The sequence below is a fragment of the Aureimonas sp. ME7 genome (assembly GCF_903970965.1).
Lineage (GTDB): Bacteria > Pseudomonadota > Alphaproteobacteria > Rhizobiales > Rhizobiaceae > Aureimonas.
In genome coordinates, this window is sequence record NZ_CAJCKW010000002.1 from 154122 (window position 1) to 170494 (window position 16373).

Genomic DNA, 16373 nt, shown 5'->3' on the forward strand with positions numbered 1-16373 from the left:
GGCTACTTGATGAGGTCGGTCTCGCGCTCGGCATAGGCGATCGCCGTCTTGCGATCGTCCTCGCTGGAGAGCGAAAAGGCTTCTTCCTGAAGCGGGCGGATCCAGTCCCGGTCCTTGTCGGTCGCGGACTTGTAGGCTCGCGTCAGCATCGCAAGGCCCCGTGCCGGCTCGGCCCGAAGCGAGATTGCCTCGCCGTCGAACAGAAGATAGCCGAGCAGCGCTTCCGACTTGGCATATCCCTTGTGCGCGGAAAGCTTCAGCCAGCGCGCCGCCTGACGAGGGTTGGCGCGCCCGCCCTCGCCCGCCAGAAGCATTCGGCCGAGTTCGAACTGTGCCCGCGCGTCGCCGAAATAGGTCGCGGCATGGGCGTAAAGCTGGCGCGCCTGCGACGGGTCGGCCTTCACCGGCGTGCCGGCGATGCCGGAGCGGACATATTCCGCCAAGGCCATCACGGCGCTCGCGACATACGGCGCGTTCGGCGAGGAGGACGTGTCGTCCTCCTGGTCCCGCACGATCTGCTCGAACATCTTGAAGGCTTCGAAGTCGTTCTCGGCAACGCCATCGCCATCGGCGTACATCTGGCCGAGCTTCCAGCGAGCACCGGGATGCCCGAGTTCCGCCGCATGGTGGAGCGCGTCGATCGCAGCGGCCGTTTCGCCGCGCTTGTAGGCCGCAAAGCCGAGCGAGAAGATATCGCGAGGGCTCGACGGGTCGCTCGTGACGGCACTGGGATCGAGGGCCTGCGCGTGCGGCGCAACGGCGATCGCGCCCAGGATCACACTGAGGCGCAGATAATCAAGACAACGCATAAGCGTCCCTCGGAGGAACGGCGAAAACGAACGTCGGGAGAATCGCACTGCGGCTCAAGCGGAGTACGGCACGACGGAGAAGAGACTTCCCCTCGATCTTCGTCATGGCGTCCCCCTCTTCCTCGATCCCGGCATCGAAACCGCCCGGTCCGGCCAACACCGCCCCGACATGCAATTGGGGTGATCGGAGTTTATGGCGGCAGCACGGCATCCCATATCGAGCACCTTTATAAATGATGCTTGGTCGCAATAGTGTTGCCGGCGCTCAACACCTTCGCGCATGAGCATACGCATGCACAGATACGACGATGCCGCCTCACCCGGCGGGGGTGAAGCGGCATGACGGCGCAGTTCCCGAATCAGAATGTCAGCTTGAGCGAAACGTTGGCGGCATAGACCCAGTCGTCCCCGACCGTCGCGTCGAAGACCGCTCCGTTGGACACGCGCTGGTCGCCGTCCGTCCAGTAGCCGATCAAGCCGCCGAATCGAAGTTCGGCCCAGTCGCTGTTCTTGAGGGCAAGGCCGCCGGACAAGGTGTAGAGGTCGGTGTAGGTCGTCTCCGCGCCGGTCGAAACGCCGCTGTCGTAACCGATCGAAACGCTGCCCGAGACGTATTCGTTGAAGGCCCGCCCGATGCCGAGGCTCGCCGTGTAGCCGTCCTTCCAGTAGTACGGGCTGACGTTGGAATTACCGGCAACGGTCGTGACCACGGCGTTGTTGGTGCTCCAATCCGTCCAGCGGAACGAGGCCAGAAGGAGCGTTCCCTCCGCGATGCCGGTCTGGGCGTTGATGTAGAGGCTCTGCGGGCTGGTGGCGGTGTTGAGCGAGGCCGGCAGGCCGCTGGCGAGAACCGTCCCGCCAGTCGGCAGCGCGCCGATCAGAGCGGGAGGAACGGCGATCCCCTGAGCGGCAAGGAAAGCCGCCGCGGTCGGCACGGAAACCTGACGCCCGTCGCCCAAGCGCACGAACGCGTCGTTGGCAGCGACCAGCGTACCGGTGCCCGCGATGTCGTCGTGCTCCACCTCGGACCGGTAGAGGATCTGGGCGCGAAGGGCGATCTCCGGCATTTCGAACGCCGCGCCGACACGGAAACCGGCGGTGTAGTCGGCATCGGTTTCGGCCGTCAGAGCCACCGGAAGCAACAGTTGCGCCCCTTGCGCCGCGAGCGCCGCGCGCAGGCCGGCGGGCAGCGTTGCCCCGATGTTCTGCGTGGCTAGGCTGGTGCCGTTGAAGCTGAAGTCCTCACCGAAGATGCCGCCGAGAAGGCTGAAGCGCATTCCGTTCGTCGTGTAGCTGACGCGGCAGGTCGCGCTGATCTCGTCGGAATCGAACTCGAGATCGCGAACGCGCGAACCGCCGGGGAAAGCGGCTGGCTGGGCGCCGCCGGGCAAAGACGAGTAGTCCCCTTCGGCCGCGAAGGACTCGACGTAGTTGCCGGCGCACGCGACCGTATCGTTGCCGAGCTTCAGCGCGACGCTGGGGATCTGGTAGGAGCCGGTATAGTCGCCGTAGTTACCGGCGACGCCCTGCACGGTCTCGAAGCCGCGCTGCGGGCTGACATAGGTGAAGCCGAGCCGAGTGCTGAAAGGCGTCGCGTCGTAAAGAACGTCCGTGTCGGCGGTCCCACGCTGGAAGCCTCCCGCCTGCGCATTCGAAACCGCAACCAGCACGATCAGGGACGCCCCCACGCCCGACAAACCAGCGAACTTCATTCCCATTCCCCCCAGACGAAGTCTTTCGAACATCATGTGTTCGTTGGGGAAAGCGTGTCATGGCGGATGCGCTTTGGGAATAGTGACGAACCGATGGCGAACGTCCTCGATCCAGCTTCGTCGAACGGCCAGAAGAATCATAAACGGGTTGCGCATCAATGCGCAACCCGTTGAAAGTACGAGAGATGCCTCAACCGAAAGAACGGTGGATGCGCATGACGACGGGTTGCAGCGGCACAGCCCTCCGGCTTCCGTTAACGGAAGAATCCTGCCACCGTTGCCGGAACGCTACAACCCGGCGACATGCTCCGGGAGCGTTCCACCTACTGGAGGGACGCCATAGCGGCAGCGAGCTTGTCGGCTTCCGCCGCGTAGCCGGCCCTCTTCTCCCGCTCCTGTTCGACGACGTCGTCCGGCGCATTGGCCACGAACTTCTCGTTCGACAGCTTCCGGTCGATCCGCTGCACCTCGTCCCTCGCCTTGGCCTCGGCCTTGCGCAGCCGCGCCAGTTCGGCCGAAACGTCGATCATTCCGGCCAGCGGCAGGGCGTAGCTCTGCCCTTCCAGAACGAACTGGGCCGATTGCGGCGGCGCGGCCGCGACGATCTCGACGCTCGAAAGCCTCGCCAGCCGACGCAGCGCGGCGTCGTGGCGTTGCAAGCGGCCTTGTGTCTGGGCATCCACCGCGACGGCCGAAAAGGCGGCTTCCGCCCCCGGCGGAACGTTCATTTCCGCGCGAACCGAACGGATTTCGCCGACGAGGCGAACCAGCCAGTTCAGATCGCCCGCCGCTTCCGCATCATGGAAGGCGAGCGTCGGCCACTCGGCGTGGCAAAGCAGCGAAGCGCGCGGCGCGCTCCCTTCCGTCGCCGCCCAAAGTTCTTCGGTGAGAAAGGGCATGAACGGATGAAGCAGGGCATAGACCCGGTCGAGAACATAGCCGGTGACACGCCGCGTCTCGTTCTTGGCGCCCTCGTCCTCGCCCATGAAGATCGGCTTGGCCAGTTCCAGATACCAGTCGCAGACCGTGTTCCAGGTGAAGCGATAGAGAGCGCCGGCCGCATCGTTGAACCGATAGGCGACAAGCGCCGAATCGACCTCCGAGATGGTCTGCGCGAGTTCGCTGACGACCCAGCGATTAAGCGGCAGCGCCAGCGCGCCCGGATCGATCGTCTCGCCATGAACCGCGCCGTTCATCTCCGCGAAGCGCGTCGCGTTCCAGAGCTTGGTTCCGAAGTTGCGATAACCGCCGATCCGTTGCGGATCGAGCTTCACGTCGCGCCCTTGCGCCGCCATGATGGCGAGGGTGAAGCGGAGCGCGTCGGCCCCGAACTCGTCCACGAGGTCGAGCGGGTCGATGACGTTGCCCTTGGACTTCGACATCTTTGCCCCGTTCTTGTCGCGAACGAGGGCATGCATGTAGACCGTCTCGAACGGTTCCTTGCCGGTGCAATAAAGGCCCATCATCATCATCCGGGCGACCCAGAAGAAGATGATGTCGAAGCCGCTGACCACGGTGTTGGTCGGGTAGTAGGTCTCGAACTCGGGCGTCCGATCGGGCCAGCCGAGCGTCGAGAACGGCCAGAGGCCGGACGAGAACCAGGTGTCGAGCACGTCCTCGTCGCGGCGCATGAAGCCGTCGAAGAGCGTGCCCTCTTCGGCCATCTCGCGGGCCTGCGCGTCCGTCAGCGTGCCGTTGGTGACGTAGTGCGCCAGCGCCGCCCCGGCGACCGCCTCTTCGTCCTCGTCGACGAAGACCGTGCCGTCCGGGCCGTACCAGGCCGGGATCTGATGCCCCCACCAGAGCTGGCGCGAGATGCACCACGGCTGGATGTTCTCCATCCAATCGAAATAGGTCTTTTCCCAGTTGCGCGGCACGAAGATCGTGCGCCCTTCCCGAACGCTCGCCATCGCGGGTTCGGCCAGCGTCTTGGAATCGACGTACCACTGATCGGTCAGATACGGCTCGATCGGCACGCCGCCGCGATCCCCATGCGGCACCATGTGGACATGGTCTTCGACCTTCGCGAGATAGCCTTCCGCCTCCATCCAGTCTACCAGGAGCTTGCGCGCCGTGAACCGGTCCAGCCCTTCGAACATGCCGACGGCCCGCTCGCCGTCGGCGGGGAAGAGGCCCTCGAGGAAGTCGGCATTGTCGCGGATCGCGATGGTGGCATCGGGCGCCATCACGTTGATGCGCCGCAGCCCGTTGCGCTCGCCGACCTCGAAATCGTTGAAGTCGTGCGCCGGGGTGATCTTCACCGCGCCCGAGCCGGCTTCCGGATCGGCGTAGTCGTCGGCGACGACGGGGATGACACGCCCGATCAGAGGCAGGCGGACGTTCTTCCCGACCAGCGCCTGATAGCGCTCGTCCTCGGGGTTCACGGCGACGCCGGTGTCGCCCAGAACCGTTTCGGGCCGGGTCGTGGCGACCGTGATGAAGCTCTGCGGATCCTGCGGATCGTAGCTGCGCCCTTCCACCGGATAGCGGAAGTGCCAGAGGTTGCCCTTGATCTCGCGCTGCTCCACCTCGATGTCGGAAATCGCGGTGAGAAGCTTCGGATCCCAGTTCACCAGCCGCTTGTCGCGGTAGATCAGGCCGTCGCGGTAGAGCTGGACGAAGACCTTGCGCACCGCGCGCGAAAGCCCGTCGTCCATCGTGAAGCGTTCGCGCGACCAGTCGCACGAGGCGCCCAGCCGGCGTAGCTGGCGCAGGATCGCCCCGCCGGATTCGCCCTTCCACTGCCAGATACGATCGATGAAGGCGTCGCGGCCCAGCGCACGCCGACCGGGCTCCTGGCGCTCGGCCAACTGACGCTCGACGACCATCTGCGTCGCGATGCCCGCATGGTCGAGGCCCGGCTGCCACAGGACGTTCTGTCCGAGCATGCGGCGATGGCGCACCAGGATGTCCTGAAGCGTGTTGTTCAGGGCATGGCCGATATGGAGGGATCCGGTGACGTTGGGCGGCGGGATGACGATGGAGTAGGCCGGTGCACCGGGCTTGGCGCCCGCACCGGCCCGGAACGCGTCCGCCGCTTCCCAGCGATCCGCCACCCGGGGCTCGATCGCGGCGGCATCGTAGGTCTTCTCCATCATCGGACTTCCAGAACTCTCGGGGACTTTCGTTTCGGTTACAGGGAAGGTTTCCACGCTGTCAACGAAAGCGCTTCGCACGCTGGCGATATCGGGCAAACGAAAAGGGGCACGCCGATGATCGGCGTGCCCCGGCAAGGGTCATTGGATGGTTCGGCGATGCGTCAGCGCTTGCCGCCGCGCGCCATCCGCTCGATCTCTTCGCGCACCAGCCGCTCCACCATCTGAGGAAGGTTGTCGTCCAGCCAGTCGCGCAGCATCGGCTGCAGCATCTCGCGTGCCATCTCGTCGAGCGACTTCAACTCGCCCTGGCGGATGGCCTCGGCCAACTCGTTGAACGACGCTCCGACAAGGTCGCCGGTGTTGCGCGACGCGAGAGGAGCCGGCGTATCCCCATAGCGGGACGACGACCCGGCAGGAGCCTGCGGCTCCACGGCGTCGGTATTGGCGGGATGGAACGAAGCGCGCTCCGAATACGGCTCGGACACCGGCTCCTCCTTCTGGACATCGGTCACGGACCGGTCGCGTTCGCCGCCGTGCGAATGGTGGACGTCCGCCGCAGCGGCGTGATGGGGTTCAATTCCCGCAACCTCGACGGGCGGGGCCGAAGCCAGGCTCGCGTCGGAGCCACCGGCCGAGGGCATCGCGGCAATGGAGAAACGTTCGTCGGCGGTCTCGATCCGCTGCCATGTGGCGGCCAGTTCGGTCTCGAGTTCCGCCTCCAGTGCGGCGTCCTCATGCGAAGGCTCGATCGGCGAGGCTGAAGCATTCTCGACCGAAGCCGCACCTGCGGGCCGGAAAGGCTCGACGCGATAAACGTTGGGCCAGGCCTGATCCTGCACGCCGCCATCGACCGGCGACGCTTCGCTCGCGGCATCGGGGGCACGGGCAGTCCCCGCCTCATCGATCACGGGCTCGGGGGCGATCGTGTCGGCCAAGAACGCCGGCACCCGGCGCTGCGCGGTCGATGCGGACGACCTGTTCGGTTCGCCGGAGCCCGAACGCTCGTCCCCGGTCTCGATGATCCGACGGATGGAGGCAAGAATCTCGTCCATCGACGGCTCTTGCGCGACACTGGCCTTGCTCATGGAATTCGCACCCGCTCCGGATTCGCGTTTGCCACCCGGCGCGAATCTCACGAGCATGCTAGACGCAAGGTTCGCCGGATTGAATCCCCGATCCGGCGAAAGTCCGTCTTATAAACGAATTTTTAAGACGGACGTGCCCGAACGGGTATCAAACCGTTAACGACCGTCCGGCGTGCGCAGGCCGAACCACTTGTCCTGAACCGCCTGATAGTGCTCTTCCGGCTCGTAGCGATCGACCGCCAAAGCCATGCGCTCGGGCAGAAGCGAGCCGACGGCGGAAGCCAGCGTATAGGCGGCGACGATCGTATCCCGCTGCGCACCGGCCAGAAGAATCTGCGCAGTGATGACGTCCGACTGGGCGTTCAGAACGTCGAGCGTCGTGCGCTGCCCGACGTTGCGCTCTTCCACGACGCCGTTCAGCGCAAGCTGTGCCGCAGCCACCTGCGCGCTGTAGCCCTGGACGTTCGCGTCCGCCGCCTGCCGCTGCGCCCAAGCGCTGGCAACCGCCGAGCGAACCTGATCGCGAACGCCATCGACCTGGATGCGCCGCTGGGACAGGACTTCCTTCGCCTGCCGCACGCGCGACGACACGAGGCCACCCTGATAGATGGGAACCGTCAGCTGCGCGGTCACCGTGCCAGCCACCTCGTTCTGCGTGACCACGCCTGGCAAGTTGGCGGGATCGGGATCCTGGTCGGAAAGCGCGTAGGTGTTGTTGACCTCGCCTTGCAGGCTGACGGTCGGCAAGCGCTGCCCTTCCGCCGACTTCACCTCGAAGGAGGCGGCATCCACCGTGAACTGTGTCGCGAGGATAGCGGGGTGCTGGTCTTCGGCAACGCGGATCGCGCTCGCGATCGAGGTGGGAATTGCCTTGGAGTTGGGCGGAGTGCCGGCATCCAGCTGGGTCGGCGGATCGCCGACGACATCGAGATATTGCGCTTCGCTGCTGGCAACCTGGGCCAAGGCCGTGTTGAGAAGCGCCGTTGCGAGTGCCTGTTCCGATTGAGCCTGGGCAACGTCCGTGCGCGTTCCCTCGCCCACGTCGAAACGGGCCTGCGCGGCGCGGACCTGCTCGTTCAGGAAGGCGAGGCTCTGCCGGCGAAAGGCGGCGATCTCGCGGTCGCGACGAACGTTCATATAGACCGTGACGGTGCTGAGAAGCGTATCCTGAACGGTGTTGTCGAGGTTCTTCTGAGCGGCTCGCACCTGGGCCTGCGCCGCATTGACGTTGTTGGGCGTCTGGAAGCCGTCGAAGAGGACCTGGTTGATCTGGATCCCGGCGACGAGCGCGCCCGTGCGGCCGTACTGCTTGCGGATATTGTCGCCATACGTCGTCTTCGACCGATTGGCCTGGGCGGTGGCCACGCCGTTGACGGTCGGGCGCAAGCCGGATCGGGCCTGCGGCACATTCTCGTCCGTCGCGCGCAGCTGGGCGCGCGCGGCGTTCAGATCCTGGTTGTTCGCGTAGGCCTTCGCCATCGCGGCCCGGAGAGTTTCGGCACTGGCGATATCGGCGGTCGCTCCCAGGAGCACCGCCGAAAGCGTAGCCAGAATCCACGTCTTGTTGCGCAAAGGCCCACTCCGAAATCGGATCATCGTGCCAAAAGGACGCAGGCACGGCATCGATACACATGAACCTCAAGCGAAGCTGACGTTCAACTCGTTAAGGAAATGAACCGGACGCGGAGCCAATACCAGCCCACACGAGCCCGCCGGCTTCGTTTTGCACCGGAGTGTGGCGCCGCAAAAACACTTGGCGAATGTAAAGACGGAACGTCGGCTGCACGCGGCACCTGCCGATCGAGCGCCGGGAGGGCTCGGGCGCGATCGATCAGAACTGAAAGGCGCGGGCTCGCGAGAATCCCGGAAGAGCCGGGATATTGCAGTTGAAGGCGAAACGGTCCGAAAGAATGCCGTCCTCCTTCGTATAGAGTTTCGCGATGCCTTGCGGTCCCTCGCGCAGCACGACGACGAGACGCCCGCGGTCCTTCAGCTGTTCGAAATAGGTTTGCGGGATTTCTTCCACGGAGCCCTCGAAAAGGATCACGTCGAAAGGCGCTTCCTTGGGCCACCCGGCCGATAGCGGTCCCGAAACCACGGCGCAGTTCATGATGGCGAGGGAGTCCAGCGTCGCCGTCGCCTTCGCGGCGAGTTCCGCGTCTTCTTCGAGCGCGACGACGGAACCCGCAAGATGGGACAGGACGGCCGACGAGTAGCCCGTCGCGCATCCGACATCCAGAACCACACTCTGGCGATCGATGCCGGCCAGTTGAATCAGCTTGGCCAGCGGCGACGGCTCGATGAGATAGCGCCCCTTGCCCACCTGAAGATCGCTGTCGATATAGGCCAGCGCCTGCCTTTCGGGAGCCACGAACGCCTCGCGCGGGACACTCAGGAACGCGCGAAGCGTCTCATGCGAGGTCACGTCGGTGGTGCGGATCTGGTTGTCCACCATCTTCACGCGGGCGGCAGCAAAATCCATCTGAAGGCCTCGGCTCGATTGTCTGTCCCTCCCATATTCGCAGCGTTCAAAACTGACAAGGTCCGCTGGGACGCCGTAGGGCCGCGCGGTTGGATGGGAACGGGGGAAGAGACGATGATGGAGGCCTCGGCCGGAATCGAACCGGCGTGCAAGGATTTGCAGTCCTCTGCGTAACCACTCCGCCACGAGGCCCCAACGAGGCGGTTCCTACTTGCGCCGATGGCTTTGTGCAAGGCCCAATCGAGAAGCTTCGAGGGCGTATCGACATCGGCTCGGCACATGGCAGCCGTTTGCGCGAACCATTCGGCGCGCCAGCGCGTTTGGCGCAAGCCGCCGACATGGGGGCGCATCCAGAACCAACGAATGAAGCCATGCTGAAAAATCGAAAAGTCCTGATCGTCGAAGACGAATACGTCGTCGCGCAACATCTGGCCGACGCACTGGAGGACGAAGGAGCGGAAGTCGTCGGCCCGGCCCGTTCGATCGAAGACGCCATCGCGCTGATCGCCGGCACGAGCGATCTCGACGGCGCCCTTCTCGACGTCAATCTGGCGGGCGAGATGAGCTATCCGGTGGCCTACGACCTGTCCCGACGCGCCATCCCGTTCGTGTTCCTGACGGCCTACGACCCGTCGCTGGTGGCTGCCCGTTTCAAGGATGTCCCGCATTTCGCGAAGCCGGTGGAGATCGCGCAGGTGCTCCGTGCCTTAAGCGACACGATGGCCACCCCGGAACCGCGTGCCAAGACTTCGGGCTGAGGGCGACCGGGTCAGCTTCGAACGAGAAGCAGAAGGTTCAGAACCGAAAGCCATAGGATCGTGGAGGCGACGACGCCCCAAACCAGCGCGCGCGGCGCCTCCAAAGGATCATGTGTCGCCTTCTTCAGCATACTCCACCCTCCCATGGCCCTCTGACGGGGCATTAGGTGACGCAGTGTAAGCTGTCCGCACATGTTGGCAATCGGCACCCGACGGCGTTTTGATCTTCGCACGCAAGATTTATTCGAAGGAACACTGGCGCAACACCAACGGTACGACGCGTCTCGCCCTTGGCGATGCATCAGGTGCATACCAAGGTTGCATCATGCTGCATTGCAACACGAGCTAGGGTTCCTCATTCTCTGGGGATCACCACTCATGGAGAACGAACGTGCGCTTTACCCAACGTCTTCGAAATGCCGTCGCCTGCGCCATGCCGCAGGATGCTGCTACCGCCTACCTGAACGAAGCCACGTCTATCGTGGATCTCGAAGGTCGTCAGCGGGAAATCGATTCCGGCCGGTTTCATCGCGCCAATCGACTGAAGTAGACTCGACTGAAAGTGCGGCATGCCCACCCACACGTGCCGCCTGAGAACGAGACGATCAACGAGCCAACGCTGGCGATCAGCGGCTTTCGCTTCGACTTTTTTGGTATGATATGGCTCCCCGGGCCGGATTCGAACCAGCGACCGATCGATTAACAGTCGATTGCTCTACCACTGAGCTACCGGGGAAGATGTCCGCCCTGCGAACGAGGCTGCGTATATCAAAGGGTATTCGCGTTTGCCAACCCATCCGTGGCCAATTCGGCAAAATAATTCGCCGCCTCGTTTCGGACGCGGTTTGGCGGCAAGCCGAGGAGCATGATCACTATCCGATGATAGGATGCGGCGGGAGACGATGACGATCGTGAACGGTTCGACAGGCAAGCGGCGCGAATTCTTTCGCCTGCGCGGACATACGGTCCATCTCCTCGGCCGCCGCTTTCAGCTGCCGGCGAACCGTATGGCGCGGATCGCGGTCGGCATCGCCTTCATCATCGGCGGCATCTTCAGCTTCCTGCCCGTTCTGGGTCTCTGGATGCTACCGCTCGGGCTCGTCGTTCTATCCATCGACATGCCGTTCGTACGTCGATGGCGCCGCCGCGCGGATGTGAGGATCGGGCGGCGGCGGCGGCCGAAAACTCGACGCAGTGATTAGAGCCCACGGCAAATTCGCGGCCGCTCTCGCAATCTCCACGGAATGAGTCTATAGCTCCGCGCTGCATGAGCCGGACTGCTCCTCTTCGAAGGCGGTACGCGCCCTCTCGGCATCCGCCATCATCTGCGACCATCGATCGCTCGTTCGGCTCTTCCGGTCGGATCGGGACTTGGGCGCTTTTCTAGACGTCCCAAGGGACGCCGCAGTTTCCAAGGACGTTCCGCTTGGCCTTCCCTCCCCTTCATCCGGCGCTCACCCGCGCGCTCGAAAGCCGCAACTACAGCGAACCGACGCCGGTTCAGCAAGCCGTCAGCGAACTCGCGGCGGCCGATCGCGATCTCCTCGTGTCCGCGCAGACCGGCTCGGGCAAGACGGTGGCCTACGGCCTCGCGATGGGTCAGACGCTTCTTGGCGAAGCGGAGACGCTGGGGGAAGCGGGCGATCCCGTCGGCCTCGTCATCGCGCCGACCCGCGAACTCGCGATGCAGGTGCAGACCGAGCTGACATGGCTTTTCGCGGACGCTAACGCTCGCATCGTCACATGCGTCGGCGGCATGGATGCACGCACCGAGCAGCGCGCATTGGCACGTGGCGTCCACCTCGTGGTGGGAACGCCGGGCCGCCTTCGCGATCACCTCGAGCGCGGCAACCTGCGCATCGGCGCGCTCAAGACGGTGGTGCTCGACGAAGCCGACGAGATGCTCAATCTCGGCTTCCGCGAGGATCTCGAGTTCATTCTGGAGGCGACGCCCGCTGAGCGGCGTACGCTTCTCTTCTCCGCGACGCTGCCCAAGCCCATCGTCTCGCTGACCAAGCGATATCAGAACAACGCGCTGCGTATCGAGGTCGCAGCCGATTCGCGCGCCCATGCCGATATCGAGTATCGTGCGATCCGCGTGGCTCCCACCGAGATCGAGCACGCGGTGGTCAACCTGATCCGCCAAGCCGAATCGCCGACCGCGATCGTCTTCTGCAACACGCGCGAGCAGGTGCGTCACCTCCATTCCGGCCTCCTAGATCGGGGTTTTGGTGCTGTGTCCCTGTCGGGTGAGCTTGGGCAGGCCGAGCGCAATCAGGCGCTTCAGGCGCTACGCGATGGGCGCGCGCGCGTATGCGTCGCGACGGACGTCGCGGCGCGCGGCATCGATCTGCCCAATCTCGGCCTCGTCATCCATGCGGAATTGCCCAACGATGCGGAAACGCTCCAGCATCGCAGCGGGCGAACGGGCCGCGCCGGTCGCAAGGGCGTTTCGGTGCTGCTCGTGCCGCTGTCGCGCAAGCGCAAGGCCGATCGCCTGCTGACGGACGCCAAGATCCGGCCCGAATGGACGGCGCCGCCTTCGGCCGACGAGATCCGGCGCCTCGATCGCGAACGTCTTCTCGTCGACCCGCTGTTCAGCGAAGAGGTCGACGACGACGACGACGCGACCTCCAAGGCTCTTCTGGAGCGTTTCGGGCCGGAAAAGATCGCCGCCGCCTTCGCCAAGCTCTATCGCCAGAAGCTTCCGGCGCCCGAGGACGTCTACGACCCGGGTCCGGGCCGGGACGACAAGTCGCGGACGCGCTCGTTCGACGATACAAAGGCGAACGCGCCGCGCCAGAAGGACGAGGGCGGCCGTCGCTCGATGGGGCCGACCACGTGGTTCCACATGGATATCGGTCGTCGCAACAACGCCGACCCGAAGTGGCTCCTGCCGCTTCTCTGCCGACGGGGTAAGGTCACGCGCGAGGACATCGGCGCGATCCGCATCTTCGACAAGGAAACCAAGTTCGAGATCCGCGCCGACGCATCGCAGCGATTCGCGTCGTCTGCAGGCGGCAGCGACGACGACATCACGATCACGATGCTGGAAGGCGGTGCTCCGCCGCGCGACCAGAGCGGCGAGGGCAAGGCTGGACGGCCCCCCAAGGCTCAGAAGGCGTTCGCCAAGCGCCGAGATGGCGACAAGCCGCGGCCTTCGAAGTTCAAGGGCCGGGATGGAAAGCCCAACCGTCGCCCGTAAGGGCGGCGATGCTTCAGCCGCAGACGGCCGCGTTCAGGTGTGTGGAGGACGTCGCGCCGTCCTGCCGGTATTGATACTCGATCTCCTGCACCTCCTGACGGCGCAGGGGGCCGTACCAGACACCGCAGCGCTCTGCACGCTGGCCATCGCGAAGCAGGCGAAGGTTCACCCGCTCGTCGGCCACGAACTCGAGGCGGACGCGGCGCCCGTCGAAGTCGATGTTTTCCAGGATCGAACCGTCGGATTGCGCCTCGGGCAAGGCGGCGCGCATATCGTTGAGGATGGAGTCCACGTTGCGTGAGTCTCCAGCCATTGCAGAGGCGTCGAGCTCGCGAACGAGAAGCGCCGTTGCCGTCAGGCTGATACCGGCGAGACCTGCAATCTGAAGCTTGCGACGTCGTAACGCTTGCACGGCGAATCTCCTGAACGGGAGTGATGCGGTTCAAACGTTTAGATCGCGAATTTGTTGCAACGCAATGAATCAGCGAGTGTCGCGGACTCGCGAAAGTTGCGAGTTCCGCATCCGCAGCCTGGCCGTCTTCTCTTCGGTCAGGCTGGAATGACAGTGGGGGCAGGACACTCCCGGCTCATAGAAAGCCGCTTCCCGGTCGGCCGCGGAAAGCGGGCTGCCACATCCGAAGCACATCTCCCAGTCCGATGGGGACAGCGCATTTCCGACCGCCGTCCGGTTGTCGAACACGTAGCATTCGCCATTCCAGCGGCTGATTTCGGCCGGTACGGTTTCCAGATACTTGAGGATGCCGCCCTGGAGGTGGAACACCTCCTCGAACCCATGCGCAAGCATGTAGCTCGACGCCTTCTCGCACCGGATTCCGCCGGTGCAGAACATCGCCACCTTGCGGTGCCGGGCGGGGTCCAGTTCCCGCTCGACGAAGTCCTTGAACTCGGTGAAGCTTTGAATGTCGGGATCGAGGGCACCTTCGAACGTTCCGACCCGCGTCTCGTAGCGGTTGCGTGTGTCGACGACGAGGACTTCGGGATCGGCGATCAGCGCGTTCCAGTCCTGCGGCTTCACGTAGGTGCCGACCTGGCGCGAAGGATCGGCCTCTGAAGCGCGCATGGTGATGATCTCGGGCCGCACGCGCACCCGAAGCCGGGCGAACGGCTTGGCTTCGCTATGCGAGAACTTCACCTCCCCCTCACGGATGCCCGCTTCGCGGTCGAGATGATCGAGAACGGCCCCGATCGCCTCGGCGGACCCCGCGATCGTCCCGTTGACGCCCTCTTCCGCCACAAGGATCGTCCCGCAGACGGCATTCGCCTTGCAGCAGTCCAAAAGGCGGCTGCGAAAATCGGAGGGGTCCGCTATGGGAACGAAGCGGTAGAGCGCGGCGATGGTCCATGTCATGGCGCCCGCTATATCGCGAACGGGTCGATCGGAACAATCGAGTTCGCATGCCATCCGAAGACAAGCCACCCGTCGGACGCCAGTCCGCCGCCCCGGCGTTCGATACAGCGTTTGATCCGCAACACGGCGCGGCTGTGCCCGTTGCGGACCGAATCGTGCGGATCACGGCGCCGAACGCCGGACCGATGACGTTTCACGGCACCAACACCTATCTCGTGGGAGACGATCGGATCGTCGTCGTCGATCCCGGCCCAGCCAATGCGAAGCATCTGGCTTGTGTCCAGGCTGCAATCGCAAGCCGGCCGGTCGATGCCGTCCTCCTGACCCACGCCCACCTCGACCACTCCGGGCTGGCACGAACGCTGGCGGGATCCACCGGCGCGCCGCTCGTCGCCTACGCGGGAGACCGGTCGCGGCGGAGCGATGATAACGTTCGGTTGGACACCGCTTTCGATCACGGCTTCCGTCCCGATATCGCCTTGAACGATGGCGACCGGCTGAACCTCGCCGGTTTCACGATCGAAGGCATCCATACCCCTGGCCACACCGCCGACCATATGGCGTTCGCTGTGCATGACACCGGACTGGTGTTTTCCGGCGATCACGTCATGGCGTGGGCAACCAGCGTCGTCGCGCCGCCAGATGGGCGAATGAGCGACTACATGCGATCGCTCGAGGTGATGCTGGCGCGGCAAGACAGACGCTATTTTCCAGGCCACGGCGGCCCGGTCGAGAACCCGCCAGCATTCGTACGGGCGATCCGCACCCACCGCGTGATGCGGGAAAACGCCATTCTGGCGAAGGTTCGAGCGGGAGTCGCGACGATTCCCGATTTGGTGACGGAGATCTACCGAAGCACGGATCGCCGGCTTCACGGGGCGGCAGCTCTATCGGTGATGGCCCATCTGGAAAGCCTAGTCGAGCGCGGACTGGTTTCCACCCAGGGACCGCTGGAGCTAACGAGCCGGATCCAACCGGTCTAGTCGCTACTCCTCCGAGACGACGCCCTCGGCCGCGCGCATCGCCTCGTCAAGGCGGGCAAGGAATCCGGCGACGAAGCGCCGGTTCTGGCCGAGATCCATATCGAGGGTGCGCGATTCGGAGCGCATGTCGACAAAGGTCTGCGCGCCGTCCTCGGCGATCCGTATCGTCACATCGCTGGGAAAGGCGAAGAGTGGTGCATAGGCGACCGCCTGAATGGTGTAGTCGCCTGCATCCTTGATCGCGAACGGGTCCGAACTCTCGTCCGGCAGGCTGGAGCGCAGCGTCGGGACGGGAACACTGACCGTTCCGCTGATGCCGAGATCGTCGCTCTGCGCGGGCGGCATCGCACTGGTGCGCACATCCACGATCTCCATGCCCGCCCCCTCGATCGCGGTTCGGGCGGCTTCGTAGACCATGGATGCCGTCGCTTGGTAGTCCCGGCCCGGAATGAGAGGTCTTTCGTCGCCTGCGGCGCCCGTCACCGCCGTCGCTTCACCCAAGCCGGCCGTTTCGGCAGCGGCGCCGCTCGGAAACAGGTGGTAGAGATAAGCGGCGCCCGCGAACGGGACGAGAACGAGGGTTGCCAGCAACAGCGCGGCGATCGCTCGACCGCCGCCGAGCGCGCCCTTGATCCAGACGAAGCCAATCGAGGCGGCGGCCAGGAGCCAGCCAAGTGCCGCCAATCCGCCGGCCATGAGCAATGCCCACGCGAGAGCAGACAGATCCAAGAGGTCCAGTCGATAGAAGACGATACCGAGCGGGAGGAGCACCAGCGCGAAGGCGGCGAAGCTCCAGGCCCATCCCGCGGTTTGGGCCCTGGATCTGATGTAGTGTCCCGCCAAGCTGCCTCGCCTCGATCCGTCGTATCAGC

14 protein-coding genes and 2 tRNA genes are annotated in these 16373 nt (G+C 64.6%); 5 read left to right on the plus strand and 11 right to left on the minus strand.

What is annotated here, in order from left to right; genetic code table 11:
* Window positions 1-2: 2 nt before the first annotated feature.
* From H7A85_RS04165 to H7A85_RS04195, 7 genes are all read right to left on the minus strand, one after another.
* Window positions 3-791, minus strand: coding sequence for a tetratricopeptide repeat protein (locus tag H7A85_RS04165; RefSeq protein WP_182085055.1), 789 nt, complete (start codon window positions 789-791; stop codon window positions 3-5).
* 377 nt (window positions 792-1168) lie between these two features.
* A complete protein-coding gene (locus tag H7A85_RS04170; RefSeq protein ID WP_182084642.1) occupies window positions 1169-2521 on the minus strand; it encodes a long-chain fatty acid transporter in 1353 nt (450 codons plus the stop codon).
* Window positions 2522-2844: 323 nt separating this feature from the next.
* Window positions 2845-5619, minus strand: coding sequence for a valine--tRNA ligase (locus H7A85_RS04175; RefSeq protein WP_182084643.1), 2775 nt, complete (start codon window positions 5617-5619; stop codon window positions 2845-2847).
* Between the two features lie 161 nt (window positions 5620-5780).
* A complete protein-coding gene (locus H7A85_RS04180; protein WP_182084644.1) occupies window positions 5781-6671 on the minus strand; it encodes a DUF2497 domain-containing protein in 891 nt (296 codons plus the stop codon).
* A 189-nt stretch (window positions 6672-6860) separates the two neighbouring features.
* Window positions 6861-8276, minus strand: a complete 1416-nt coding sequence (locus tag H7A85_RS04185; RefSeq protein WP_280514903.1) for a TolC family outer membrane protein — start codon at window positions 8274-8276, stop codon at window positions 6861-6863.
* A gap of 259 nt (window positions 8277-8535) precedes the next feature.
* On the minus strand, window positions 8536-9186 hold the full coding sequence (locus tag H7A85_RS04190; RefSeq protein WP_182084646.1) for a protein-L-isoaspartate O-methyltransferase: 651 nt from the start codon (window positions 9184-9186) through the stop codon (window positions 8536-8538).
* Between the two features lie 118 nt (window positions 9187-9304).
* Window positions 9305-9378 (minus strand) — tRNA-Cys (locus H7A85_RS04195).
* A gap of 128 nt (window positions 9379-9506) precedes the next feature.
* Here H7A85_RS04195 and H7A85_RS04200 point away from each other — a divergent pair.
* Together H7A85_RS04200 and H7A85_RS04205 are read left to right on the plus strand one after the other, a co-directional pair.
* A complete protein-coding gene (locus tag H7A85_RS04200; RefSeq protein ID WP_244630928.1) occupies window positions 9507-9944 on the plus strand; it encodes a response regulator in 438 nt (145 codons plus the stop codon).
* Window positions 9945-10335: 391 nt separating this feature from the next.
* A complete protein-coding gene (locus H7A85_RS04205) occupies window positions 10336-10494 on the plus strand; it encodes a DUF3563 family protein (RefSeq protein ID WP_244630930.1) in 159 nt (52 codons plus the stop codon).
* A 111-nt stretch (window positions 10495-10605) separates the two neighbouring features.
* On the opposite strand, the gene H7A85_RS04210 is transcribed toward H7A85_RS04205, so the two are convergent.
* A tRNA-Asn gene (locus H7A85_RS04210) sits at window positions 10606-10680 on the minus strand.
* A gap of 214 nt (window positions 10681-10894) precedes the next feature.
* Here H7A85_RS04210 and H7A85_RS04215 point away from each other — a divergent pair.
* Window positions 10895-11146 carry a hypothetical protein gene (locus tag H7A85_RS04215; protein WP_182085058.1) on the plus strand — a complete coding sequence of 84 codons (252 nt, stop codon included), beginning with the start codon at window positions 10895-10897 and terminating at the stop codon, window positions 11144-11146.
* A gap of 224 nt (window positions 11147-11370) precedes the next feature.
* Window positions 11371-13149, plus strand: a complete 1779-nt coding sequence (locus H7A85_RS04220) for a DEAD/DEAH box helicase (protein WP_182084647.1) — start codon at window positions 11371-11373, stop codon at window positions 13147-13149.
* Window positions 13150-13162: 13 nt separating this feature from the next.
* Here H7A85_RS04220 and H7A85_RS04225 read toward each other — a convergent pair whose 3' ends face one another.
* The gene (locus H7A85_RS04225; RefSeq protein ID WP_182084648.1) at window positions 13163-13561 is read right to left on the minus strand and encodes a hypothetical protein; all 399 of its coding nucleotides are present in this window, start codon (window positions 13559-13561) and stop codon (window positions 13163-13165) included.
* A 69-nt stretch (window positions 13562-13630) separates the two neighbouring features.
* A complete protein-coding gene (locus H7A85_RS04230; RefSeq protein WP_182084649.1) occupies window positions 13631-14518 on the minus strand; it encodes a rhodanese-related sulfurtransferase in 888 nt (295 codons plus the stop codon).
* Between the two features lie 47 nt (window positions 14519-14565).
* On the opposite strand from H7A85_RS04230, the gene H7A85_RS04235 reads away from it, so the two are divergent.
* Entirely contained in the window at window positions 14566-15501 is a 936-nt protein-coding gene (locus H7A85_RS04235) for an MBL fold metallo-hydrolase (protein WP_182084650.1), read from the plus strand.
* A gap of 3 nt (window positions 15502-15504) precedes the next feature.
* Here H7A85_RS04235 and H7A85_RS04240 read toward each other — a convergent pair whose 3' ends face one another.
* On the minus strand, window positions 15505-16197 hold the full coding sequence (locus H7A85_RS04240; RefSeq protein WP_182084651.1) for a DUF1499 domain-containing protein: 693 nt from the start codon (window positions 16195-16197) through the stop codon (window positions 15505-15507).
* Between the last annotated feature and the right edge of the window lie 176 nt (window positions 16198-16373).

Bases quoted from the DNA above. Each gene is read 5' to 3' on its own strand.
- H7A85_RS04230 (WP_182084649.1), bottom strand. From the start codon at position 14,518: ATGACATGGACCATCGCCGCGCTCTACCGCTTCGTTCCCATAGCGGAC.
- H7A85_RS04170 (WP_182084642.1), bottom strand. From the start codon at position 2,521: ATGAAGTTCGCTGGTTTGTCGGGCGTGGGGGCGTCCCTGATCGTGCTG.
- H7A85_RS04240 (WP_182084651.1), bottom strand. From the start codon at position 16,197: ATGGCCGGCGGATTGGCGGCACTTGGCTGGCTCCTGGCCGCCGCCTCG.
- H7A85_RS04180 (WP_182084644.1), bottom strand. From the start codon at position 6,671: ATGGACGAGATTCTTGCCTCCATCCGTCGGATCATCGAGACCGGGGAC.
- H7A85_RS04235 (WP_182084650.1), top strand. From the start codon at position 14,566: ATGCCATCCGAAGACAAGCCACCCGTCGGACGCCAGTCCGCCGCCCCG.
- H7A85_RS04190 (WP_182084646.1), bottom strand. From the start codon at position 9,186: ATGGATTTTGCTGCCGCCCGCGTGAAGATGGTGGACAACCAGATCCGC.
- H7A85_RS04175 (WP_182084643.1), bottom strand. From the start codon at position 5,619: ATGATGGAGAAGACCTACGATGCCGCCGCGATCGAGCCCCGGGTGGCG.